The organism is uncultured Halovibrio sp. (assembly GCF_913056445.1).
In the GTDB taxonomy this organism is placed as follows: domain Bacteria; phylum Pseudomonadota; class Gammaproteobacteria; order Pseudomonadales; family Oleiphilaceae; genus Halospina; species Halospina utahensis_B.
In genome coordinates this window covers 36,610-52,661 of sequence record NZ_CAJXMA010000003.1, presented here as the reverse complement: position 1 = coordinate 52,661, position 16,052 = coordinate 36,610, and the positions used below count along the sequence as shown (strand labels likewise).

At 62.6% G+C, this 16,052-nt stretch carries 15 protein-coding genes; 12 read left to right on the top strand and 3 right to left on the bottom strand.

Going from position 1 to position 16,052, the window contains the following annotated elements:
* The first annotated feature begins 43 nt into the window (after window positions 1–43).
* Window positions 44–721 carry a transporter substrate-binding domain-containing protein gene (locus QZ501_RS01700; protein WP_160898929.1) on the top strand — a complete coding sequence of 226 codons (678 nt, stop codon included), beginning with the start codon at window positions 44–46 and terminating at the stop codon, window positions 719–721.
* Here QZ501_RS01700 and QZ501_RS01695 read toward each other — a convergent pair.
* The gene (locus QZ501_RS01695; protein WP_160898930.1) at window positions 715–1,203 is read right to left on the bottom strand and encodes a YcgN family cysteine cluster protein; all 489 of its coding nucleotides are present in this window, start codon (window positions 1,201–1,203) and stop codon (window positions 715–717) included. The genes QZ501_RS01700 and QZ501_RS01695 overlap by 7 nt on opposite strands.
* Window positions 1,204–1,322: 119 nt before the next feature.
* Here QZ501_RS01695 and QZ501_RS01690 point away from each other — a divergent pair, with 119 nt between their 5' ends.
* From QZ501_RS01690 to QZ501_RS01665, 6 genes are all read left to right on the top strand, one after another.
* A complete protein-coding gene (locus QZ501_RS01690; protein ID WP_295716679.1) occupies window positions 1,323–2,702 on the top strand; it encodes a M20/M25/M40 family metallo-hydrolase in 1,380 nt (459 codons plus the stop codon).
* 80 nt (window positions 2,703–2,782) lie between these two features.
* A complete protein-coding gene (locus QZ501_RS01685; RefSeq protein WP_295716677.1) occupies window positions 2,783–5,392 on the top strand; it encodes an EAL domain-containing protein in 2,610 nt (869 codons plus the stop codon).
* 6 nt (window positions 5,393–5,398) lie between these two features.
* Complete coding sequence (locus QZ501_RS01680; protein ID WP_095615966.1) at window positions 5,399–5,593, top strand: CPXCG motif-containing cysteine-rich protein; 195 nt, start codon at window positions 5,399–5,401, stop codon at window positions 5,591–5,593.
* Between the two features lie 14 nt (window positions 5,594–5,607).
* A complete protein-coding gene (locus tag QZ501_RS01675; protein ID WP_095615965.1) occupies window positions 5,608–6,009 on the top strand; it encodes an MAPEG family protein in 402 nt (133 codons plus the stop codon).
* A gap of 142 nt (window positions 6,010–6,151) precedes the next feature.
* Entirely contained in the window at window positions 6,152–8,824 is a 2,673-nt protein-coding gene (gene acnA, locus QZ501_RS01670; RefSeq protein WP_151439733.1) for an aconitate hydratase AcnA, read from the top strand.
* A gap of 247 nt (window positions 8,825–9,071) precedes the next feature.
* Window positions 9,072–9,395, top strand: a complete 324-nt coding sequence (locus tag QZ501_RS01665; RefSeq protein ID WP_160898934.1) for a DUF2288 domain-containing protein — start codon at window positions 9,072–9,074, stop codon at window positions 9,393–9,395.
* A gap of 62 nt (window positions 9,396–9,457) precedes the next feature.
* Here the strand turns inward: QZ501_RS01665 and QZ501_RS01660 are convergent, their stop codons facing one another.
* The gene (locus tag QZ501_RS01660; protein WP_151439735.1) at window positions 9,458–10,279 is read right to left on the bottom strand and encodes a TatD family hydrolase; all 822 of its coding nucleotides are present in this window, start codon (window positions 10,277–10,279) and stop codon (window positions 9,458–9,460) included.
* A gap of 71 nt (window positions 10,280–10,350) precedes the next feature.
* Between QZ501_RS01660 and QZ501_RS01655 the strand changes: the two genes are divergently transcribed.
* Entirely contained in the window at window positions 10,351–10,710 is a 360-nt protein-coding gene (locus QZ501_RS01655) for a DUF6164 family protein (protein WP_151439736.1), read from the top strand.
* Window positions 10,711–10,812: 102 nt separating this feature from the next.
* Window positions 10,813–12,441 (top strand): methyl-accepting chemotaxis protein, encoded by a 1,629-nt coding sequence (locus QZ501_RS01650; RefSeq protein WP_151439737.1) that lies wholly within the window; start codon window positions 10,813–10,815, stop codon window positions 12,439–12,441.
* Window positions 12,442–12,453: 12 nt separating this feature from the next.
* Here the strand turns inward: QZ501_RS01650 and QZ501_RS01645 are convergent, their stop codons facing one another.
* Window positions 12,454–13,056, bottom strand: coding sequence for an isoprenylcysteine carboxylmethyltransferase family protein (locus tag QZ501_RS01645; protein WP_151439738.1), 603 nt, complete (start codon window positions 13,054–13,056; stop codon window positions 12,454–12,456).
* Here QZ501_RS01645 and QZ501_RS01640 point away from each other — a divergent pair.
* Genes QZ501_RS01640 through QZ501_RS01630 form a run of 3 tightly spaced genes read left to right on the top strand, consistent with a single transcriptional unit; the run spans window position 13,055 to window position 16,050 of the window.
* The gene (locus QZ501_RS01640; RefSeq protein WP_151439739.1) at window positions 13,055–13,738 is read left to right on the top strand and encodes a gamma-glutamylcyclotransferase family protein; all 684 of its coding nucleotides are present in this window, start codon (window positions 13,055–13,057) and stop codon (window positions 13,736–13,738) included. The two genes, QZ501_RS01645 and QZ501_RS01640, sit on opposite strands and share 2 nt — an antisense overlap.
* The gene (locus QZ501_RS01635) at window positions 13,735–15,258 is read left to right on the top strand and encodes an AbgT family transporter (RefSeq protein ID WP_295716670.1); all 1,524 of its coding nucleotides are present in this window, start codon (window positions 13,735–13,737) and stop codon (window positions 15,256–15,258) included. The genes QZ501_RS01640 and QZ501_RS01635 overlap by 4 nt, the downstream gene beginning before the upstream one ends.
* Window positions 15,259–15,279: 21 nt before the next feature.
* Window positions 15,280–16,050: an SDR family oxidoreductase gene (locus tag QZ501_RS01630; RefSeq protein ID WP_295716668.1), complete on the top strand. Its 771-nt coding sequence runs from the start codon at window positions 15,280–15,282 to the stop codon at window positions 16,048–16,050.
* Window positions 16,051–16,052 lie beyond the last annotated feature (2 nt).

The window sequence follows — 16,052 nt, the reverse complement described above, 5'->3', positions numbered from 1 at the left end:
TGCATGCCTCGTGCTGGCGTTGGTGCTGACATCAGGAGCGGGTGTGCATGCTGGCCAGAGCGTGACCGTGGCAGCGCCCAATCTGGCCAACCTGATTGAGCCGGATGGTTCCGGCATCTATCAGCGGCTGATGGCGCGCGCCCTGGAGCCGCTGGATGTGAAGGTGGAACCGGTTTTCTACCCATACCGGCGTGCCCTTCGGATGTTTGAGGAATCCCGGGTTGATTGCCTGCTCTCACTGACGGATGTGGTGCGTCGGCGCATTGGCAGCGACGCCATCGTCTACAGTTATCCCCTTGGCAGGTTCAGCTTCCATATCTTCACACTTGCTGAAGACCCTCCGATTGAGTCCCTTGAGGCGCTGGAAGGCCGGGTTGTCGGGAGTATCAAGGGGCATGAGCTGTATCTGGGCCCGACCATAAAGGGAGATATGGCGCTGGAGTCGGTACCCTCCGAGGCGCAAGCGGTCCAGATGCTGAAAATGGGCCGTCTGGACGCTCTCATCGCCGCCCTCCCGGACATCCGGCCCCATCTGGATGGGCTGAACTATGACCCGGACCGCCCCCTGCTCGAGAGCTACGACCGCATCAACTGCCATGATACGGCGAAAAACCGGGCCTTCATCCAGGCCCTGTCCCGGGAACTCAGGGGTCTCAAGGAAAAAGGTGTCTACCAGGAGGTTATGGGGTCGTTATATATGCCGTTTAAGGATCCTCACTGAGCCCCTTTAGAAACGGGGGCGGGCTCCTCCTGGATCCAGTCGACGATGTGCTCCTCATAGTCCTCCGGGTCGACGATGGGCTCGGGAAGAACATGACCCTGCACCGAGATTCCCGCTGTATGGACGGTGGCGCGTGAACCGGAAACCAGGGGGTGCCACCAGGCCAGCCCCCGACCCTCGGCGATCCGCCGGTAGGCGCAGCTTTTGGGCAGCCAGTCGCTGTTGCGCGCGATCGAGGGGGTGACCTGGAGGCAGTCCGGCACCTCGCTCAAGCGGTTGGGGTAGTCCGAACACAGGCAGCTCTCGCAGTCGAGCAGCCGACAGGCGATCTGCGTGGCATAGACGTCACCGGTATCCGCGTCTTCAAGCTTATGGGTACAGCAGCGCCCGCAGCCGTCGCAGAGAGATTCCCACTCATCAGCCGTCATTGCTTCCAGCTGCTTGCGCTCCCAGAACGGAACGGTTCCATCAGTATTGGTCATGGCCTACCCCCTGTTATCCGCGAGGGTACGGTGATCGCGCGGTGCCTTCAAATACTTGTTCGCCCGTGGCTGCTCCCCTATGCTCGAAAGCCCCGAAACCGGTGAACAAGGAGCGCCTCATGCTGGAATCCGTCCTGCAACGCATCGATAACGGCCTCGAGGGATCCATCGAGCGCTGGGCCGACCTGTTGCGTATTCCCAGTGTCAGTACGGATCCAGCCTATGAGAGCGCCATGCGCGAGGCAGCGCAGTGGCTTCTGGATGAGCTGGCGCCGCTGGGATTCCGCATTGAGATCCGCGAAACCGAGGGTCACCCGGTGGTGATCGGCCATCATGAAGGCCCCGGGGATGATGCCACCCACGTGCTCTACTACGGCCACTATGACGTGCAGCCGCCTGAGCCGTATGAGGAGTGGCGCAACGAGCCCTTTGAGCCGACGCTCGAGGACAGTCCCCATGGCCGGAAGATGGTTGCCCGGGGCGCGGTCGACGACAAGGGTCAGTTGATGATGTGGGTCGAGGCCCTGAAGGCCTGGCATGCGGAGCACGGCGGTCTGCCGATACAGGTGACGGTGCTGCTTGAAGGGGAAGAGGAAGTTGGCAGTAGGAACCTCCGACCAGTGCTGGAGCGCTACCGGGACGAGCTCAAGGCCGACGTCTGCGTGGTGAGCGATACCGGCATGTGGGACGTGGACACCCCTGCCATCACCTACACCCTCCGTGGCCTGCTCTACACCGAACTGACCTGTCGTGGCCCGGGCCATGACCTGCACTCCGGCTTCTACGGCGGTGCCATCGAAAACCCGATCAATGGTCTCACAAAAGTACTCGGCGCACTCCAGGATGAGAAGGGCCGGGTTCAGATGCCCGGGTTCTACGACGGCGTGGTGGAACCCTCCGACGAGGAGCTGGCCGCCTGGAAAGCCCTCAATATGGACGATACCGGCTTCCTTGCCTCCGCTGGCGTGACCACTGCAGGCGGTGGTGAGTCGGACCGCAGCCTGCTGGAACGGGTCTGGTCGAGGCCCAGCTGCGACATCAACGGCATCATTGGCGGTTTCACCGGCAACGGCGCCAAGACGGTGATCCCCCGGGAGGCCAGCGCCAAGGTGAGCTTCCGGCTGGTGCCGGACCAGGACCCGGACCGCATTATCGAGAGCCTGCGCCGCTTCATTGATGACCACACGCCGGCGGGCTGTTCCATTGAGCTCACCGTGCACTCGGCGGCCCCGGCCATCCGTATTCCCACGGAATCCCGGTACCTCAAGGCCGCCCTGAGCGCATTGGATGCGGTCTATGACCGCGAGCCGGTTCTGCTGGGCAGCGGCGGCTCTATCCCCATTGCGGCCTGGGCGCGGGACATCCTCGGCATCGATACGCTGCTGATGGGCTTCAGCCTGGAGGATGACGGCATGCACAGCCCCAATGAGAAATTCGAGGTGACCTGCTTCCATCGTGGCATGCGGGCCCATGCGGCACTTCTGGAGCAGCTGCGCTGACGGACTGTCCGGAAGTCGCAGGCACAGCCGCAGCTCACTGTCTATACTGCAGCCGGTAAGACACAGGCTCAGGAGTATCCATGGGCAGGGTCGCATTGCACATCTGGACCGCATACCGGGGCGCCGTTGGAGCGATGCTCGCGCTGGCGCTTGTGCTTGCGAGTCTGTCCGCTGCGGGCGCGGTTACGGTACTGCCCGGCACCACCAGCCAGAATCCTACCCACAGCCTCGAGTACTGGTCTGAGCCGGCCGACCGCTCTGTGACCATGCCCGCTATTCTCGCAGGGGAGGTCAGCCCGGACTGGTCGCCGGTGGAGGGGGATGTGGCCAATTTCGGCTATACCGCGGGCACAAACTGGTATCGGATGCGGCTGGAAAACCCGCTTCAACAGCCGGTAGAGCGGCTTCTGGAGATCCGATACCCGCTGCTGGATCATATAGAGTTCTATCGGGTGCGTGGTGGGACCATTGTCGAAAGCCACCTGACCGGGGACCATTACCCTTTCGAGTCCAGACCCATGGGCCACCGGACCTTCATTCTGCCGATGGAGCTCGAGCCGGAGTCAGAGAGCCGGATTTATCTTCGGGTCAGGACGTCCGGTTCCCATCAGGTTCCGATGATGTTGTGGAAGCCAGAGACCTTTTTTGAGGTGAATGAGACGGACATGGTGGGTCGCAGCATGTTCTACGGCATGCTGCTGATCATCATCACCTTCAATGTCTTCCTTTATGGCGCACTGCGTGAACGCAGCTACCTCTACTATGTGCTCACCAATGCCACGCTTCTGGTGCTTATGGCCAGTCTCCACGGCATGGCCTTCCAGTTCCTCTATCCGAGCTATCCGGAGATCAATGAGCGTGTGACCCTGGTGTCCTCCGCCATGATCGCGCTCTTTTTCAGCCTGTTCGCACGGACCTTCCTCAACATCACGCCGGAGATGCGCGTCCGGAGCAATGTTTTCCATGGCCTGACCATTGTCACTGCACTGAATACCGTGGCGGCATTCTTCATCAGCTATGACCTGTCCACCCGGCTGTCCGTGATGCTGGCGGGCATGGTGAGTCTCATCATGTTCCTCATCGGCCTTGCGATGATGGTCCGGGGGCACCGGGCTGCCCGATACTTCATGGGGGCCTGGATCATGCTGCTGGTGGGATCGATGGCCTGGATACTGCTGGTGGCCGGGCTGGTGCCCTCCAACTTCCTGACGCGCTATGGCGTGGAACTGGGGGCGGTCTCCCAGGCGCTGGTGCTGACGTTCGCGATGGGGCAGCGCTTCAGCTATGAACAGCGCGCCCGCCTGAAGGCCATGGAGGAGCGAGAATCCATGGAGCAGAGCCTGCTGGAGCAGGCGCGGCACCATGGCCTGACAGGGCTGCCGGGCCGCAATCTTCTGGAGGTGGTGCTGGGCGGGTGCACTGAGCGTGTGGACCATCGGCGGGACTGCAGTCTGGCGCTGGTGCTGATTCATTTCCGGGGCTTTGACGACATCAACAAGACCCTGGGCCATGAAAACGCGGACCAGCTTCTGTACCAGCTGTCATGGCGGATGAATGAGGTGGTCCTGGGACTCCCGGATTCGGTCATCATCGAGAACATCAGCGGTAGCCCCTGTGCCGTTGCGCATGTGGAGGGCATTACCTTCGCCTGCGCCTTCCATCCGCGGGAGACAGAGGCCATGCATGGCCAGATGGAGGCGCTCGTGGAAGCGCTGCGCCAACCGATGGAGTTCCGCGGGTTGAGCCTGGATATGCGGATGGTCGGTGGCTGTTCCTTTTACCCGGAGGACAGTGCCGACATCACCACCCTGCTCCGCCACGCCTTCATCGCCTTTGATCAGGCCGAGAGCGGCGTCAGCCACGTGGCGACCTATACTGAGTCCATGAATCCCTACAGTGAGCGCCGCCTTACCCTGATGACCGAGCTCCGCCGGGCCATCAGGGAGGACAGTCTGGCGCTGTACTTCCAGCCCCAGGTGCGGCTGAGCTCCGGGGAGGTGTGTGGCTTTGAGGTGCTGCTGCGCTGGAACCATCCGGATCACGGATTCATCCCCCCGGATGAATTCATCCCCATGGCGGAGCAGACCGGCCTTATTCAGCCTCTGACCCAGTGGGTTCTGGATCGCTCCCTGCTCTTTGGCGCTTCCATGGATGCCGCCGGCCATCCCGTGCGCATGGCGGTGAACATCTCCGCACGCAATCTGGAGGAACCGGCGTTCGCGGACATGGTTCTGGGGTTGCTCGAGCGCCATGGACTGCCCACCGGGCGGCTGATTCTGGAAGTGACCGAGACCGCCACCATGGTTAATCCCATCAACGCCCTCCAGGCATTACGCGGTCTCTATGACGCCGGCATCCGCCTTGCCATTGACGATTTCGGCACCGGGTATTCGTCGCTGTCCTACATCCGCAAGCTGCCGGTTCACGAGATCAAGATTGACCGTTCCTTTGTGCGGGAAATGGACGCCAACCGGGAGGACGCCACCATCGTGCGCACCACCATCAACATGTGTCATGATCTTGGTTTCGAAGTGGTCGCCGAAGGCGTGGAAAGCGATGACACCTCGCAGCTGCTGCGGAACATGCAGTGCGACATCATGCAGGGCTATCATCTCAGCAGGCCCATGCCGGAGGAGCATGTCGCCGGCTGGCTGTCGACCTGGTATTACACCAGCGGTTCAGGAGGCTGAGACCCTATGGCGCTGACCGAGACGGTACCCGTGCCCTGTCCCTGCTGCGGGGAGGTGATCGATGTCCTGGTCGACTGCTCCCTGGGTGACCAGACCTATGTGGAGGACTGCTTCGTCTGCTGTCAGCCGCTGGTGCTGACCGTCTCTGTAGACCCCGAGACCGGCCAGCCAGCAGTGGATGCCATGCCCGAAAACGCCTGAACCGAGGAGACTCCATGCTCGCACCCGCGACTGCCTTCTATGCTGTTGTCTTTGTGGTCCTGAAACTGATCCTGGTGTGGCGGGTCGTGGCGTTGCGCCAGCAGTTGGGGGTGGGTGTTGGTGATGGCGGGCATCAGCAGCTGAATGTGGCCTCACGCATCCACGGCAACTACATCGAGTCCATGCCGCTGATGCTGGTGCTGATGTTCATTGCGGAGATGAACGGGGTGGCCTATGCCGCGTTGCACACCGTGGGAGGTCTTTTCCTGGTCAGCCGGATCGGCCACGCGTGGGGTATGCACGAAGCCCAGGGGCGCTGGCATGCGGCCCGCGCAGCGGGCGTTGCGGGCACCTGGCTGGCGCTGCTCGGCGCTTGTGGTCTGCTGGTGTACAACGTGCTGACCATCCGTTACTGATTTGACCCCCCGTAACCGATCTCGGGTTACACCTACAGTTCTCTGTTCATTTCCAGTACAATCCGCCACCGATCCGGGCCGCTTGAATAACCGCTGTCTGGTATAATCGGCCCGTCGAATAACCCTACATAGGGAGGATGCCATGTCGCCTGTCGATAGTTTCAAGACCGCCCAGACCCTCGAGTCTGGCGGCAAACAGTACCGGTACTACAGCCTGCCGGAAGCCGAGAAGCATCTCGGTGACCTGCAGCAGCTGCCGGTTTCACTCAAGGTTCTGCTCGAGAACATGCTGCGTCACGAAGACAATGAGACCGTGACGAAGGATGATGTCGAAGCCATTGCCGGCTGGCTGAAGAACCGCTCTTCCAGCCGTGAGATCCAGTACCGCCCGGCGCGTGTTCTGATGCAGGACTTCACCGGCGTACCCGGTGTCGTGGACCTTGCCGCCATGCGTGATGCGGTCAAGAAGGCCGGTGACGATCCCGAGAAGATCAACCCGCTGTCGCCGGTGGACCTGGTTATCGACCACTCAGTGATGGTCGACCAGTACGCCACCTCCGACGCTTTCCGCGCCAACGTCGACATCGAGATGACGCGGAACCGCGAACGTTACGAATTCCTGCGCTGGGGCCAGGAAGCATTCGATAACTTCCGCGTGGTTCCGCCGGGCACCGGCATCTGCCACCAGGTCAACCTGGAGTACCTGGGCAAGGTTGCCTGGACCAAGGAGCAGGACGGCGAGACCCAGGTCTACCCGGACACCCTGGTCGGCACCGACTCCCACACCACCATGATCAACGCCCTGGGCATCCTGGGCTGGGGTGTTGGCGGCATCGAGGCGGAAGCGGTGATGCTGGGTCAGCCGATCTCCATGCTGATCCCGGAAGTGGTCGGTTTCCGTCTGACCGGTTCCATGAAGGAAGGCGTGACCGCGACTGACCTGGTACTGACTGTGACCCAGATGCTGCGCGAGAAGGGCGTGGTTGGTAAGTTCGTCGAATTCTACGGTCCCGGTCTCGACAACCTGCCGCTGGCCGACCGTGCCACCATTTCCAACATGGCGCCTGAGTACGGTGCGACCTGTGGCTTCTTCCCGGTCGACAACGAGACCCTGAACTACCTCAAGCTCTCCGGCCGCAGCGACGAGCAGATCAAGCTGGTCGAAGACTACAGCAAGGCCCAGGGCATGTGGCGCGATTCCAGCAAGCCCGAGCCCAAGTTCAGCGATTCGCTGGAGCTCGACCTGGGCGATGTGAAGGCCTCCCTGGCCGGCCCGAAGCGGCCCCAGGATCGGGTCGACATGCCGGCCATGAAGAGCACCTTCGAGAAGCTGCTGGATGACGCTGGTGTTCAGGACAAGGACAAGCGTGTACCGGTCAAGGGTCAGGACTACGACCTCGGCCACGGCGACGTGGTGATCGCGGCGATTACCTCCTGCACCAACACCTCCAACCCGAGCGTGCTGATGGCCGCCGGCCTGGTGGCCAAGAAGGCCCGTGAGAAGGGTCTGGACCGCAAGCCCTGGGTCAAGTCCTCTCTGGCACCCGGCTCCAAGGTGGTAACCGACTATCTGGATACCGCCGGTCTGAGCAAGGAGCTGGATGCGCTTGGCTTTAACCTGGTTGGCTACGGTTGCACCACCTGCATCGGTAACTCCGGCCCGCTGATGGACGAAATCGGCGAAGCCATCAACGAAGGCGGCCTGCAGGTCTCCTCCGTGCTCTCCGGTAACCGGAACTTCGAGGGCCGTGTGCATCCGGATGTGAAGGCCAACTGGCTGGCGTCACCGCCCCTGGTTGTGGCCTATGCCCTGGCCGGCACTACCCGTGTCGACCTGGAGAACGAGCCGCTGGGCAACGACCAGAGTGGCAACCCGGTCTACCTGAAGGACATCTGGCCCTCCAATGCGGAGATCGCCCACGAAGTGTCCAAGGTCGACGACGAGATGTTCCGCAAGGAATATGCGGATGTCTTCAAGGGCGACGAAGTCTGGCAGGGCATTCCGTTCAGCAAGGACGAGACGTACCAGTGGGACGACGAGTCCACGTACGTGAAGAACCCGCCGTTCTTCGAGGGCATTGAGAAGCCGCTGCAGCCGCCGAAGGACATCGAGGGTGCGAATATCCTGGCGCTGTTCGGTGACTCCATCACCACGGACCACATCAGCCCGGCCGGCTCGATCAAGCCGGATTCCCCGGCAGGCAAGTACCTGCAGGAGAAGGGCGTGCATCCCAAGAACTTCAACAGCTACGGCTCGCGCCGGGGTAACCATGAAGTGATGATGCGCGGTACCTTCGCCAACGTCCGCATCAAGAACGAGATGCTGGACGGCGTCGAGGGCGGTTTCACCAAGTTCGTGCCCACCGGCGAGCAGATGGCGATGTACGATGCGGCCATGGAGTACCAGAAGCAGGGTACGCCGCTGGTTGTGATTGCCGGCAAGGAGTACGGCACCGGCTCCTCCCGTGACTGGGCCGCCAAGGGTACCCGCCTTCTGGGCGTGGAAGCCGTGGTTGCCGAGAGCTACGAGCGGATCCACCGTTCCAACCTGGTGGGCATGGGCGTTCTGCCGCTGCAGTTCAAGGATGGCGAGAACCGCCAGACTCTGGGCCTGACCGGCGAGGAGAAGATCAGCATCAAGGGTCTGGATGAGAATCTGGAGCCGCGCCAGGTGCTGAAGCTCGTTGCCGAGCGCTCGGACGGCAGCACCACGGAGACCGAGGTGATCTGCCGCGTGGATACCGCCAACGAGATGAACTATTACCTCAGCGGCGGCATCCTGCACTACGTGCTGCGCAACATGATCGCCAAGTGAACTCTGGCGGTTGATGGGTTAGCCTCTTCGGGAGGCTGATCCGAGGAAAACGGGTGGCTTTCGGGCCACCCGTTTTTGTTTCTATTGTCACCAGATTGTTGACTGGTAGCAGGCAGGCGATCGGGGAGGGCTTTCAGGGAATCGCCACGAGTACATCCATGTAGGCTGCTCTTCCGCCATCCCTGGCTCCAGAGCTTCCCTGAAAGCCCTCCCCGATCCCCTGCTTTCGAACGTGTTGGAGACGCTGATGTCCCTTGAAACTGACGGAATTCCTGAAAACGACGACGAACTCCGCGCCAAACTCCACCAGGAGACGGCCCAGATCGGCTGGGTGGAGCTGCAGCGGTTCTACGCCCGAGGCAATGTGGTACGCGTTGCCCCGGGGCAGGATCTGATCGAGGTTGGATTGTCACTGGTGCGGGATGACAAGGCCCGTTTCCAGCAGTGGATCCAGGATGGGTCCGTGGGTGAGGTTAAGCCGGATGAGGCCCAGGGGTGGCATGATTCGGATGCGACAGTCTGGGCTCTGGTTGTCGCTCCCTGGGTTCTGGTGCAGCCGAATCACCAATAACGCCTGATCGGTAAGGGGAATGGGAGAGCACTCCCCCATTCCCCTTACCAGGCAACGATTTATCAGTTCTGCTGACTGAAGAACACCGCTTCACTGTTCCGGTAAGCCTGCGCCAGGAACTCTTCGACTTCCAGCCCCTTGTGCTGGGCGATGAACTCCCCCACAAACGGCAGGTAGTAAGGCATGTTCTCCTTGCCCCGGTACGGGACCGGCGCCAGATATGGCGAATCCGTCTCCAGCAGGATCCGGTCCGCCGGCGTCAGGTCGATGATCTCACGCACATTCTCCGCCTTCTTGAACGTGCAGATCCCGTTGAACCCGATGTACCAGCCCTGCTCCAGCGCATAGCGTGCCAGCGTCTCACCCGAGGTGTAGCTGTGCACAACGCCCCGCTGCTTCAGTGACCCTTCGAACTCCTTCAGGATCTCCATGGTGTCCTCATCGGCATCGCGCGTGTGGATCACCACCGGCTTGTCCAGATCCGAGGCCATCTGCAGCTGCTTGCGGAAGACCGACTTCTGGGTCTCCGGGTCGCTGAAATCGTAGTGGTAGTCCAGCCCGATCTCACCGATGGCCAGCAGCCGCTTGGGGCTTGCCGCCATGGCCTCCCGGATGAAGGGGTCGAGCCCGTCGTGCCAGTTGTCCGCCTGGTGCGGGTGAATCCCCTGGGTGCCGTAGACGCGCGGGTGGGCACCCACCAGGTGCTGGACGGTCTCCAGATTGTCCGGCGAGACCGTGATCGTGATCAGTCGCTCGATGTTCACCTGTTCGGCGGCCATGACCACGTCTTCCACCGGCTCTCCCTGGAGGTAGTCCAGGTGGCAGTGGGTCTCGATGATCGGATGTTCGAAGACCGGTACGGGACGGCGTTTGTGTTTGCTCATGGGCGCGGAACTCCACCACGGGTGCCTGCTACAATGGACCCACATGATAGCGGAACCGACGAGGTCCTGACATGGGGCATCTGCTCCTCAACCTGCGCAACGTGCCCGAAGATGAATACTTTGAAGTCAAAACGCTTCTTGAGGAGCACGGCATTGCGTATTACGAGACGGAGCCCAGCCGCTGGATGGTGTCCTTCGGAGCCATCTGGCTCGATGACCCATCACGGCTTGAGGAAGCGGAGCAGCTGTTGGCCGACTATCAGGCCGAGCGCGCCGAGCAGGCCCGGTCCGACCATGAAGAGGCGCTCGCCCGTGGGGAAGCCGAGACACCCGCCCAGCGATACCGGCACAATCCCCTTGCCTTCATTGGTGCCCTGATCGGAATTGGCGTGATCCTCTACCTGGCGTTGATGCCCTTTCTGACCCTCTAGCCCGCAGGGGCAGCTCATCCGAAAGTATAAGGGCATCCGTGCTGGCTATAATCTAACCTCTCCTGAGACCTTGAATAATAAGACAGACAAAGGGTGGCTGGTATGGGGGCGCTTCAGAAACAGGTAGTACTACGGGCCTGTGCCGGTATGGGCGGGAGTCTTCTGGTTGCGGTGGCATGCAGTTGGTTGCCTGTCCCGGAGCTGTACCGTTTTCTTCTGGCGGGGGCTCTGGGGGCAATCGCCGCAATCCTGCCCCTGATGGCACTGCTGCAGCGTGTGCAGGGGGAGGCGCACGCGGACGCCCAGGCGGAACACCCTCTGTTGCAGGCGCTCATGCCCTCCATTTTCCGCAAGGCACGGACCGGTGAAGCACTGGAGCAGACGCTGGTGGAAGGCGCTGACGCCAATGCCGTCTCGGCCGCCCAGGTTTCCTATGCCGCGGACCGACTGCGCAGTCGTCTCGATCGTCAGGTGGAAAACACCAACCACATGACGGACTACGCCGGGCGGATCATGGAAACCATCCGCCAGTCCGCGGAGCAGGCCTCGGAGGCGGCGTCCGCCGCCAGTCAGGCCAGCGAGGTCAGTGATCAGGGGCAGACCGCGTTGAGGGAAGCCATCGAGCAGGTCCGGCGGGTGCACGAGCAGTCCTCGGAGACGGTATCGCTGATCCAGGCGCTGAACGACAAATCCGAAACCATCCAGAATGTGACCTCGGTGATCGAGGGCATCGCCGAGCAGACCAACCTGCTCGCACTCAATGCCGCCATCGAGGCAGCCCGGGCCGGTGAGCAGGGTCGCGGTTTTGCGGTGGTGGCGGATGAGGTGCGCCAGCTTGCCGGCCGTACCTCGGAGGCGACCAAAGAGGCGTCCAGCACACTGGAATCCATACAGCAGGACACCGGCCACATTGTTACCCGGGTCAAGGAGCTGGCCACCAGTGTCGAGAATGGCCTTGATTCGGTCGAGGCCGTTGGCCACCAGCTGGATGAGATCAATACTGGCTCAAGGAAGGTGGAGGAACAGGTGCGGTGGATTGCCGAGGGCGACCAGCACAACGAGGAGAGCCTGGGGCAGATGTTCGGCTCCATCGAGAGCCTGCGTGATGAGATGCGCGACAGCGATGAGGCCGTTGCCGAGCTGGCGCAGCAGGCTTCAAGGCTGATGGAGCTGGCAGAGCAGACCAACGCTGAGTTCGCGCTGTACAGCAGCGAAAGCTACCATCGCCGCTTCTACGAAGCGGCAAGGACCGGGGCGGCGGAGATTGCGCGTTGTTTTGAGCAGGCCCTTGAGCGTGGCGAGCTGACCCGGGAACAGCTGTTCAGCAAAGAGCGCACCCCGATCCCGGGCACCGACCCGCAGAAGTACCACAGCCCCTTCGATGCCTTTACGGATAGGCATCTTCCCGCCATTCAGGAGCCCGTGGTTGAGTCGCTGGAACCCATTGTCTTCGCGATCACCGCCGCGCCGGATGGCTATGTGCCCACCCACAACAATGTCTTTGCCCATGAGCCGACCGGGGATCCCCAGGTGGATCTGGTGAAGAGCCGCAGCAAACGCCTCTTCAATGACCGCACCGGGGCCCGCTGTGGCAGCCATACCCGCGACATGCTGCTGCAGACCTACCGGCGGGATACCGGGGAGATCATGCACGATCTGTCAGTGCCCATCTATGTGAACGGTACCCACTGGGGTGGCTTCCGGCTGGGCTACCGCCCGGCGCAGCACTGAGCGCGGGGCGCTTCAGAACCAGCGCGGGACGCGCTCCCGGTACTGGCGGTAATCCGCACCAAGCAACGTGTTCAGACTCGTCTCCTCGGCCAGGGCCTGACGTCTCAGGACCGCGACGCCAACCACCAGGCACACCAGCGAGAACAGGCTGGGCAGTGCCAGGAAGAAGCCGAGCTGCCCCAGCATGATGATCAGGAACATGGGGTTACGGCTCCGGGACCAGGGCCCGGTGGTGAGCAGTTTCGGCGGGTTTTCAGTATCAATCCCCGAGCGCCAGTCCTCGTGCATGTAGGCCTGCAGGTAGTTGATGCCCGTGAAGGCCGCACACAGAAGAACCACGCCCGACAACAGTACCGGCGCGCTGTAGAGTGGCTCGATGATGCCCAGCCAGGGATCCACCGGCAGTCCGATGCGGAGAACACTGATCAGCAGGATAGCGGCCCTGAAGACATTGAATATGTGGCGGTTCCACCAGGGGCGTGAGCCCACGTGACCGTAATGGATATGGGAGTGGCGGGTACGCGCGCTCAGCCCCAGTGTCCGCCCGGTGAAGAACAGGCCGATCAACAGGAAATAGGTGGCGACAAAACATCGGGTGAACAGTTCTGCGCTCATGGAGCGAGCGTCTCCGGTCCGGTTTATGTCTCATTCTAGCCGGAAAAGACGCTATGGTTCAGCCGGCTCCTATAGGATCTTCCAATTCCATGTATTGCCCGGGGCGGGTAACCGTGGCAGTTTCGGGCACTGCACGTCTTCGGGAGAGGTTCCATCAATGCTCTGTTTTGCCTATGGCTCGAACATGTCCATTCGCCGCCTCCAGGCCCGGGTCCCGGAATCCCGTTTCCTGACGGTTGGCTGGTTGCACCGTCACCGTCTGGTCTTCCACAAGCGCAGCCGCGAAGACCATTCGGCCAAATGCGATGCCTTGCATACTGGCGATCCGGGTGACTGGGTCCTGGGGGTGGTCTATGACATCCCGGATCGCGAGAAACCGATCCTGGACCGGATTGAGGGGCTGGGGAATGGCTATGAGGAGGCGTTGATCCGGCCCCGGACCCCGGAAGGGGACTCCCTGGAGGCGCGGATGTACGCCGCCACGGATGTGGACGCCTCGCTGACACCCTACAGCTGGTACCGGGCGCACGTGCTGATCGGGGCCCGGGAGAATGCATTCCCGGCCGATTATGTTGATCGCATCCTGCGGACACCAGCGCAGCACGATCCGGATTTCGCACGCCACCAGAACGAACTGGCCATCTATCCGGAGGATGTTCTGCCGCATGGGGCCGTGACATGAAACCCGCGATTTCTTCAACCCGTTGGCTGGATCGGATCGAGCGGGCGGGCAATGCCCTGCCGCATCCGGTCACCCTGTTCGCCATGGCCCTGAGTCTGGTCATGGTGCTCTCCCAGGTGGCCGCCTGGGCGGGCTGGTCCGTGCGCAAGCCCGCGGGCGCGGCCGGCGAGGGCGAACTGGTGCAGGCCCGAGGATTGCTTGAGAGTGATGGCCTCTGGTGGCTGCTCTCGCACCTGGTGGACAATTTCATGCAGTTCCCGCCCCTGGGGCTGGTGCTGGTGGCCATGCTGGGGATTGGCGTGGCGGAGCGCTCCGGCCTTCTGCCAGCGCTGCTTGCCCGGCTGCTGAGGCTGACGCCCAGGGCGCTGCTGGCGCCTATGGTCGTCCTGCTGGGGATTCTGTCTTCGGTCACCCTGGATGCGGGCTACGTGGTGCTGCCGCCGCTGGCGGCGATCCTGTTCCACGCGGCGGGACGCTCGCCCCTGGCCGGGCTGGCAGCGGCCTTTGCCGGGGTCTCCGCCGGGTTCAGTGCGAACCTTGTGATCACGGCCCTGGATCCATTGCTGGCGGGGCTGACTGAGGCGGGGGCGCGCATACTGGACCCCGATTACGGGGTTGCGGTCACGGCCAACTGGTGGCTGATGATTGTCTCCACCCTGGTGCTGGCACTGCTCGGGTGGTGGGTCACCGCCCGGGTTGTGGAACCAAGGCAGGCCGGCGTTGAGCTTGCCGGGGCGCATGGGAGCCGGGCGGATGACGATGTGGGTGCAGACCCCGGGCGCGGGCTGCGCCATGCCGGGTTTATATTCGGGGTTACCCTGGCCCTGGTGCTGGCCGCGGTGCTGGTTCCCGGGGCGCCACTCCACGGCGAGGGTGAGAACTTCGCCCGCTGGGTCGAGGCCATGGTCCCCCTGCTGCTGATCCTGTTCCTGCTGCCCGGCCTGGCCTACGGGTTCGCGGCCGGCACCCTGAACAGCAACCACGACGTGGCGCAAATGCTGTCGGCCACCATTGCCGCACTGGCGCCCTATATTGTGCTGGCGTTTGTCGCGGCCCAGTTCATCGAGGCTTTCAACTACAGCCAGCTCGGGCTGCTGTTGGCCATCACCGGTGGCCAGTGGCTGGCCTCTCTGGCTGTACCCGCGCCGGTGCTGGCGGTGGGCTTCATCCTGATCGCCATGCTGGCCAACCTGTTCATCGGTTCCGCTTCCGCCAAGTATGCCTTCCTGGCACCGGTGTTCGTGCCCATGTTGATGCAGGCGGGCCTGAGCCCGGAACTGACCCAGGCGGCCTACCGCATCGGGGATTCGGTGACCAACATCATCACGCCCCTCAATCCCTACTGGGTCATTGTCCTTGCCTTTGTGCAGCGATGGCGGCCCGAGGCAGGCATCGGCACCCTGATGGCGCTGATGCTGCCCTACGCGATCGCCTTTGCCGTGGTATGGCCGTTATTACTGGCGGTCTGGGTCGCTCTGGGCATTCCGCCGGGCCCGGGGGCCCCGGTTATACTCGGCTGACGCTGACACAGGGAGAGAACCATGAAGACGATCTTCATCACCGGGGCAGCCGCTGGCATCGGCCGTGCCACGGCCCAGCTGTTTGCCGGGAAAGGCTGGTTCGTGGGAGCCGCGGATCGGGATGAAGCGGCATTGCGGACCCTTCAGGAGGGACTGGGTGAGGCCAACTGCAGTGTCCACGTCATGGATGTGACGGATGCCGCGTCGGTACGCCAGGCACTCGCGGGGTTCGCCGCGCGCACCGAGGGCCAGCTGGATGTACTGCACAACAACGCCGGCATTCTGCGGGTCGGGCGCTTCGAGGCGATTCCGCTGGAGGACCACAGGGCCCAGGTGGACGTGAATCTGACCGGGCTGCTGAACGTCCTCCATACCGCGTTCCCCTGGCTCCGTGATACGCCCGGCGCCCAGGTGGTGAACATGAGTTCGGCCTCTGCGATCCATGGCACGCCGGACTTCGCGTCCTATTCCGCCACCAAGCATGCGGTGCGCGCCATGACCGAGGCGCTGGACATTGAATGGCAGGAGTACGACATCCGTGTTTGTGACCTGATGCCGCCTTTCGTCGCCACGGGGATGGTGAACGCCAACCGGGCCGGATCCGGTATGTTCGACGGTATAGGGGTGAATCTGGGCGCGGAGGATGTGGCCGCGCAGGTGTGGGCCGTAATCCGGGGCGGGCGCGGTGTGCACCACCCGGTTTCCTTCCCGATGAAAGGGCTCTGGTCCACCTCCGGGGCCATGCCTACCGCAGTCACGCGCCGCATCATGAAACGGCTCTGGGGGCGCTGAGG

Excerpts from the sequence above, each read along its gene's own strand:
- QZ501_RS01695 (WP_160898930.1), bottom strand. The coding sequence starts at position 1,203 with ATGACCAATACTGATGGAACCGTTCCGTTCTGGGAGCGCAAGCAGCTG.
- QZ501_RS01690 (WP_295716679.1), top strand. The coding sequence starts at position 1,323 with ATGCTGGAATCCGTCCTGCAACGCATCGATAACGGCCTCGAGGGATCC.
- QZ501_RS01685 (WP_295716677.1), top strand. The coding sequence starts at position 2,783 with ATGGGCAGGGTCGCATTGCACATCTGGACCGCATACCGGGGCGCCGTT.
- QZ501_RS01680 (WP_095615966.1), top strand. The coding sequence starts at position 5,399 with ATGGCGCTGACCGAGACGGTACCCGTGCCCTGTCCCTGCTGCGGGGAG.
- QZ501_RS01675 (WP_095615965.1), top strand. The coding sequence starts at position 5,608 with ATGCTCGCACCCGCGACTGCCTTCTATGCTGTTGTCTTTGTGGTCCTG.
- acnA (WP_151439733.1), top strand. The coding sequence starts at position 6,152 with ATGTCGCCTGTCGATAGTTTCAAGACCGCCCAGACCCTCGAGTCTGGC.
- QZ501_RS01665 (WP_160898934.1), top strand. The coding sequence starts at position 9,072 with ATGTCCCTTGAAACTGACGGAATTCCTGAAAACGACGACGAACTCCGC.
- QZ501_RS01660 (WP_151439735.1), bottom strand. The coding sequence starts at position 10,279 with ATGAGCAAACACAAACGCCGTCCCGTACCGGTCTTCGAACATCCGATC.
- QZ501_RS01655 (WP_151439736.1), top strand. The coding sequence starts at position 10,351 with ATGGGGCATCTGCTCCTCAACCTGCGCAACGTGCCCGAAGATGAATAC.
- QZ501_RS01650 (WP_151439737.1), top strand. The coding sequence starts at position 10,813 with ATGGGGGCGCTTCAGAAACAGGTAGTACTACGGGCCTGTGCCGGTATG.
- QZ501_RS01640 (WP_151439739.1), top strand. The coding sequence starts at position 13,055 with ATGGAGCGAGCGTCTCCGGTCCGGTTTATGTCTCATTCTAGCCGGAAA.
- QZ501_RS01645 (WP_151439738.1), bottom strand. The coding sequence starts at position 13,056 with ATGAGCGCAGAACTGTTCACCCGATGTTTTGTCGCCACCTATTTCCTG.
- QZ501_RS01635 (WP_295716670.1), top strand. The coding sequence starts at position 13,735 with ATGAAACCCGCGATTTCTTCAACCCGTTGGCTGGATCGGATCGAGCGG.
- QZ501_RS01630 (WP_295716668.1), top strand. The coding sequence starts at position 15,280 with ATGAAGACGATCTTCATCACCGGGGCAGCCGCTGGCATCGGCCGTGCC.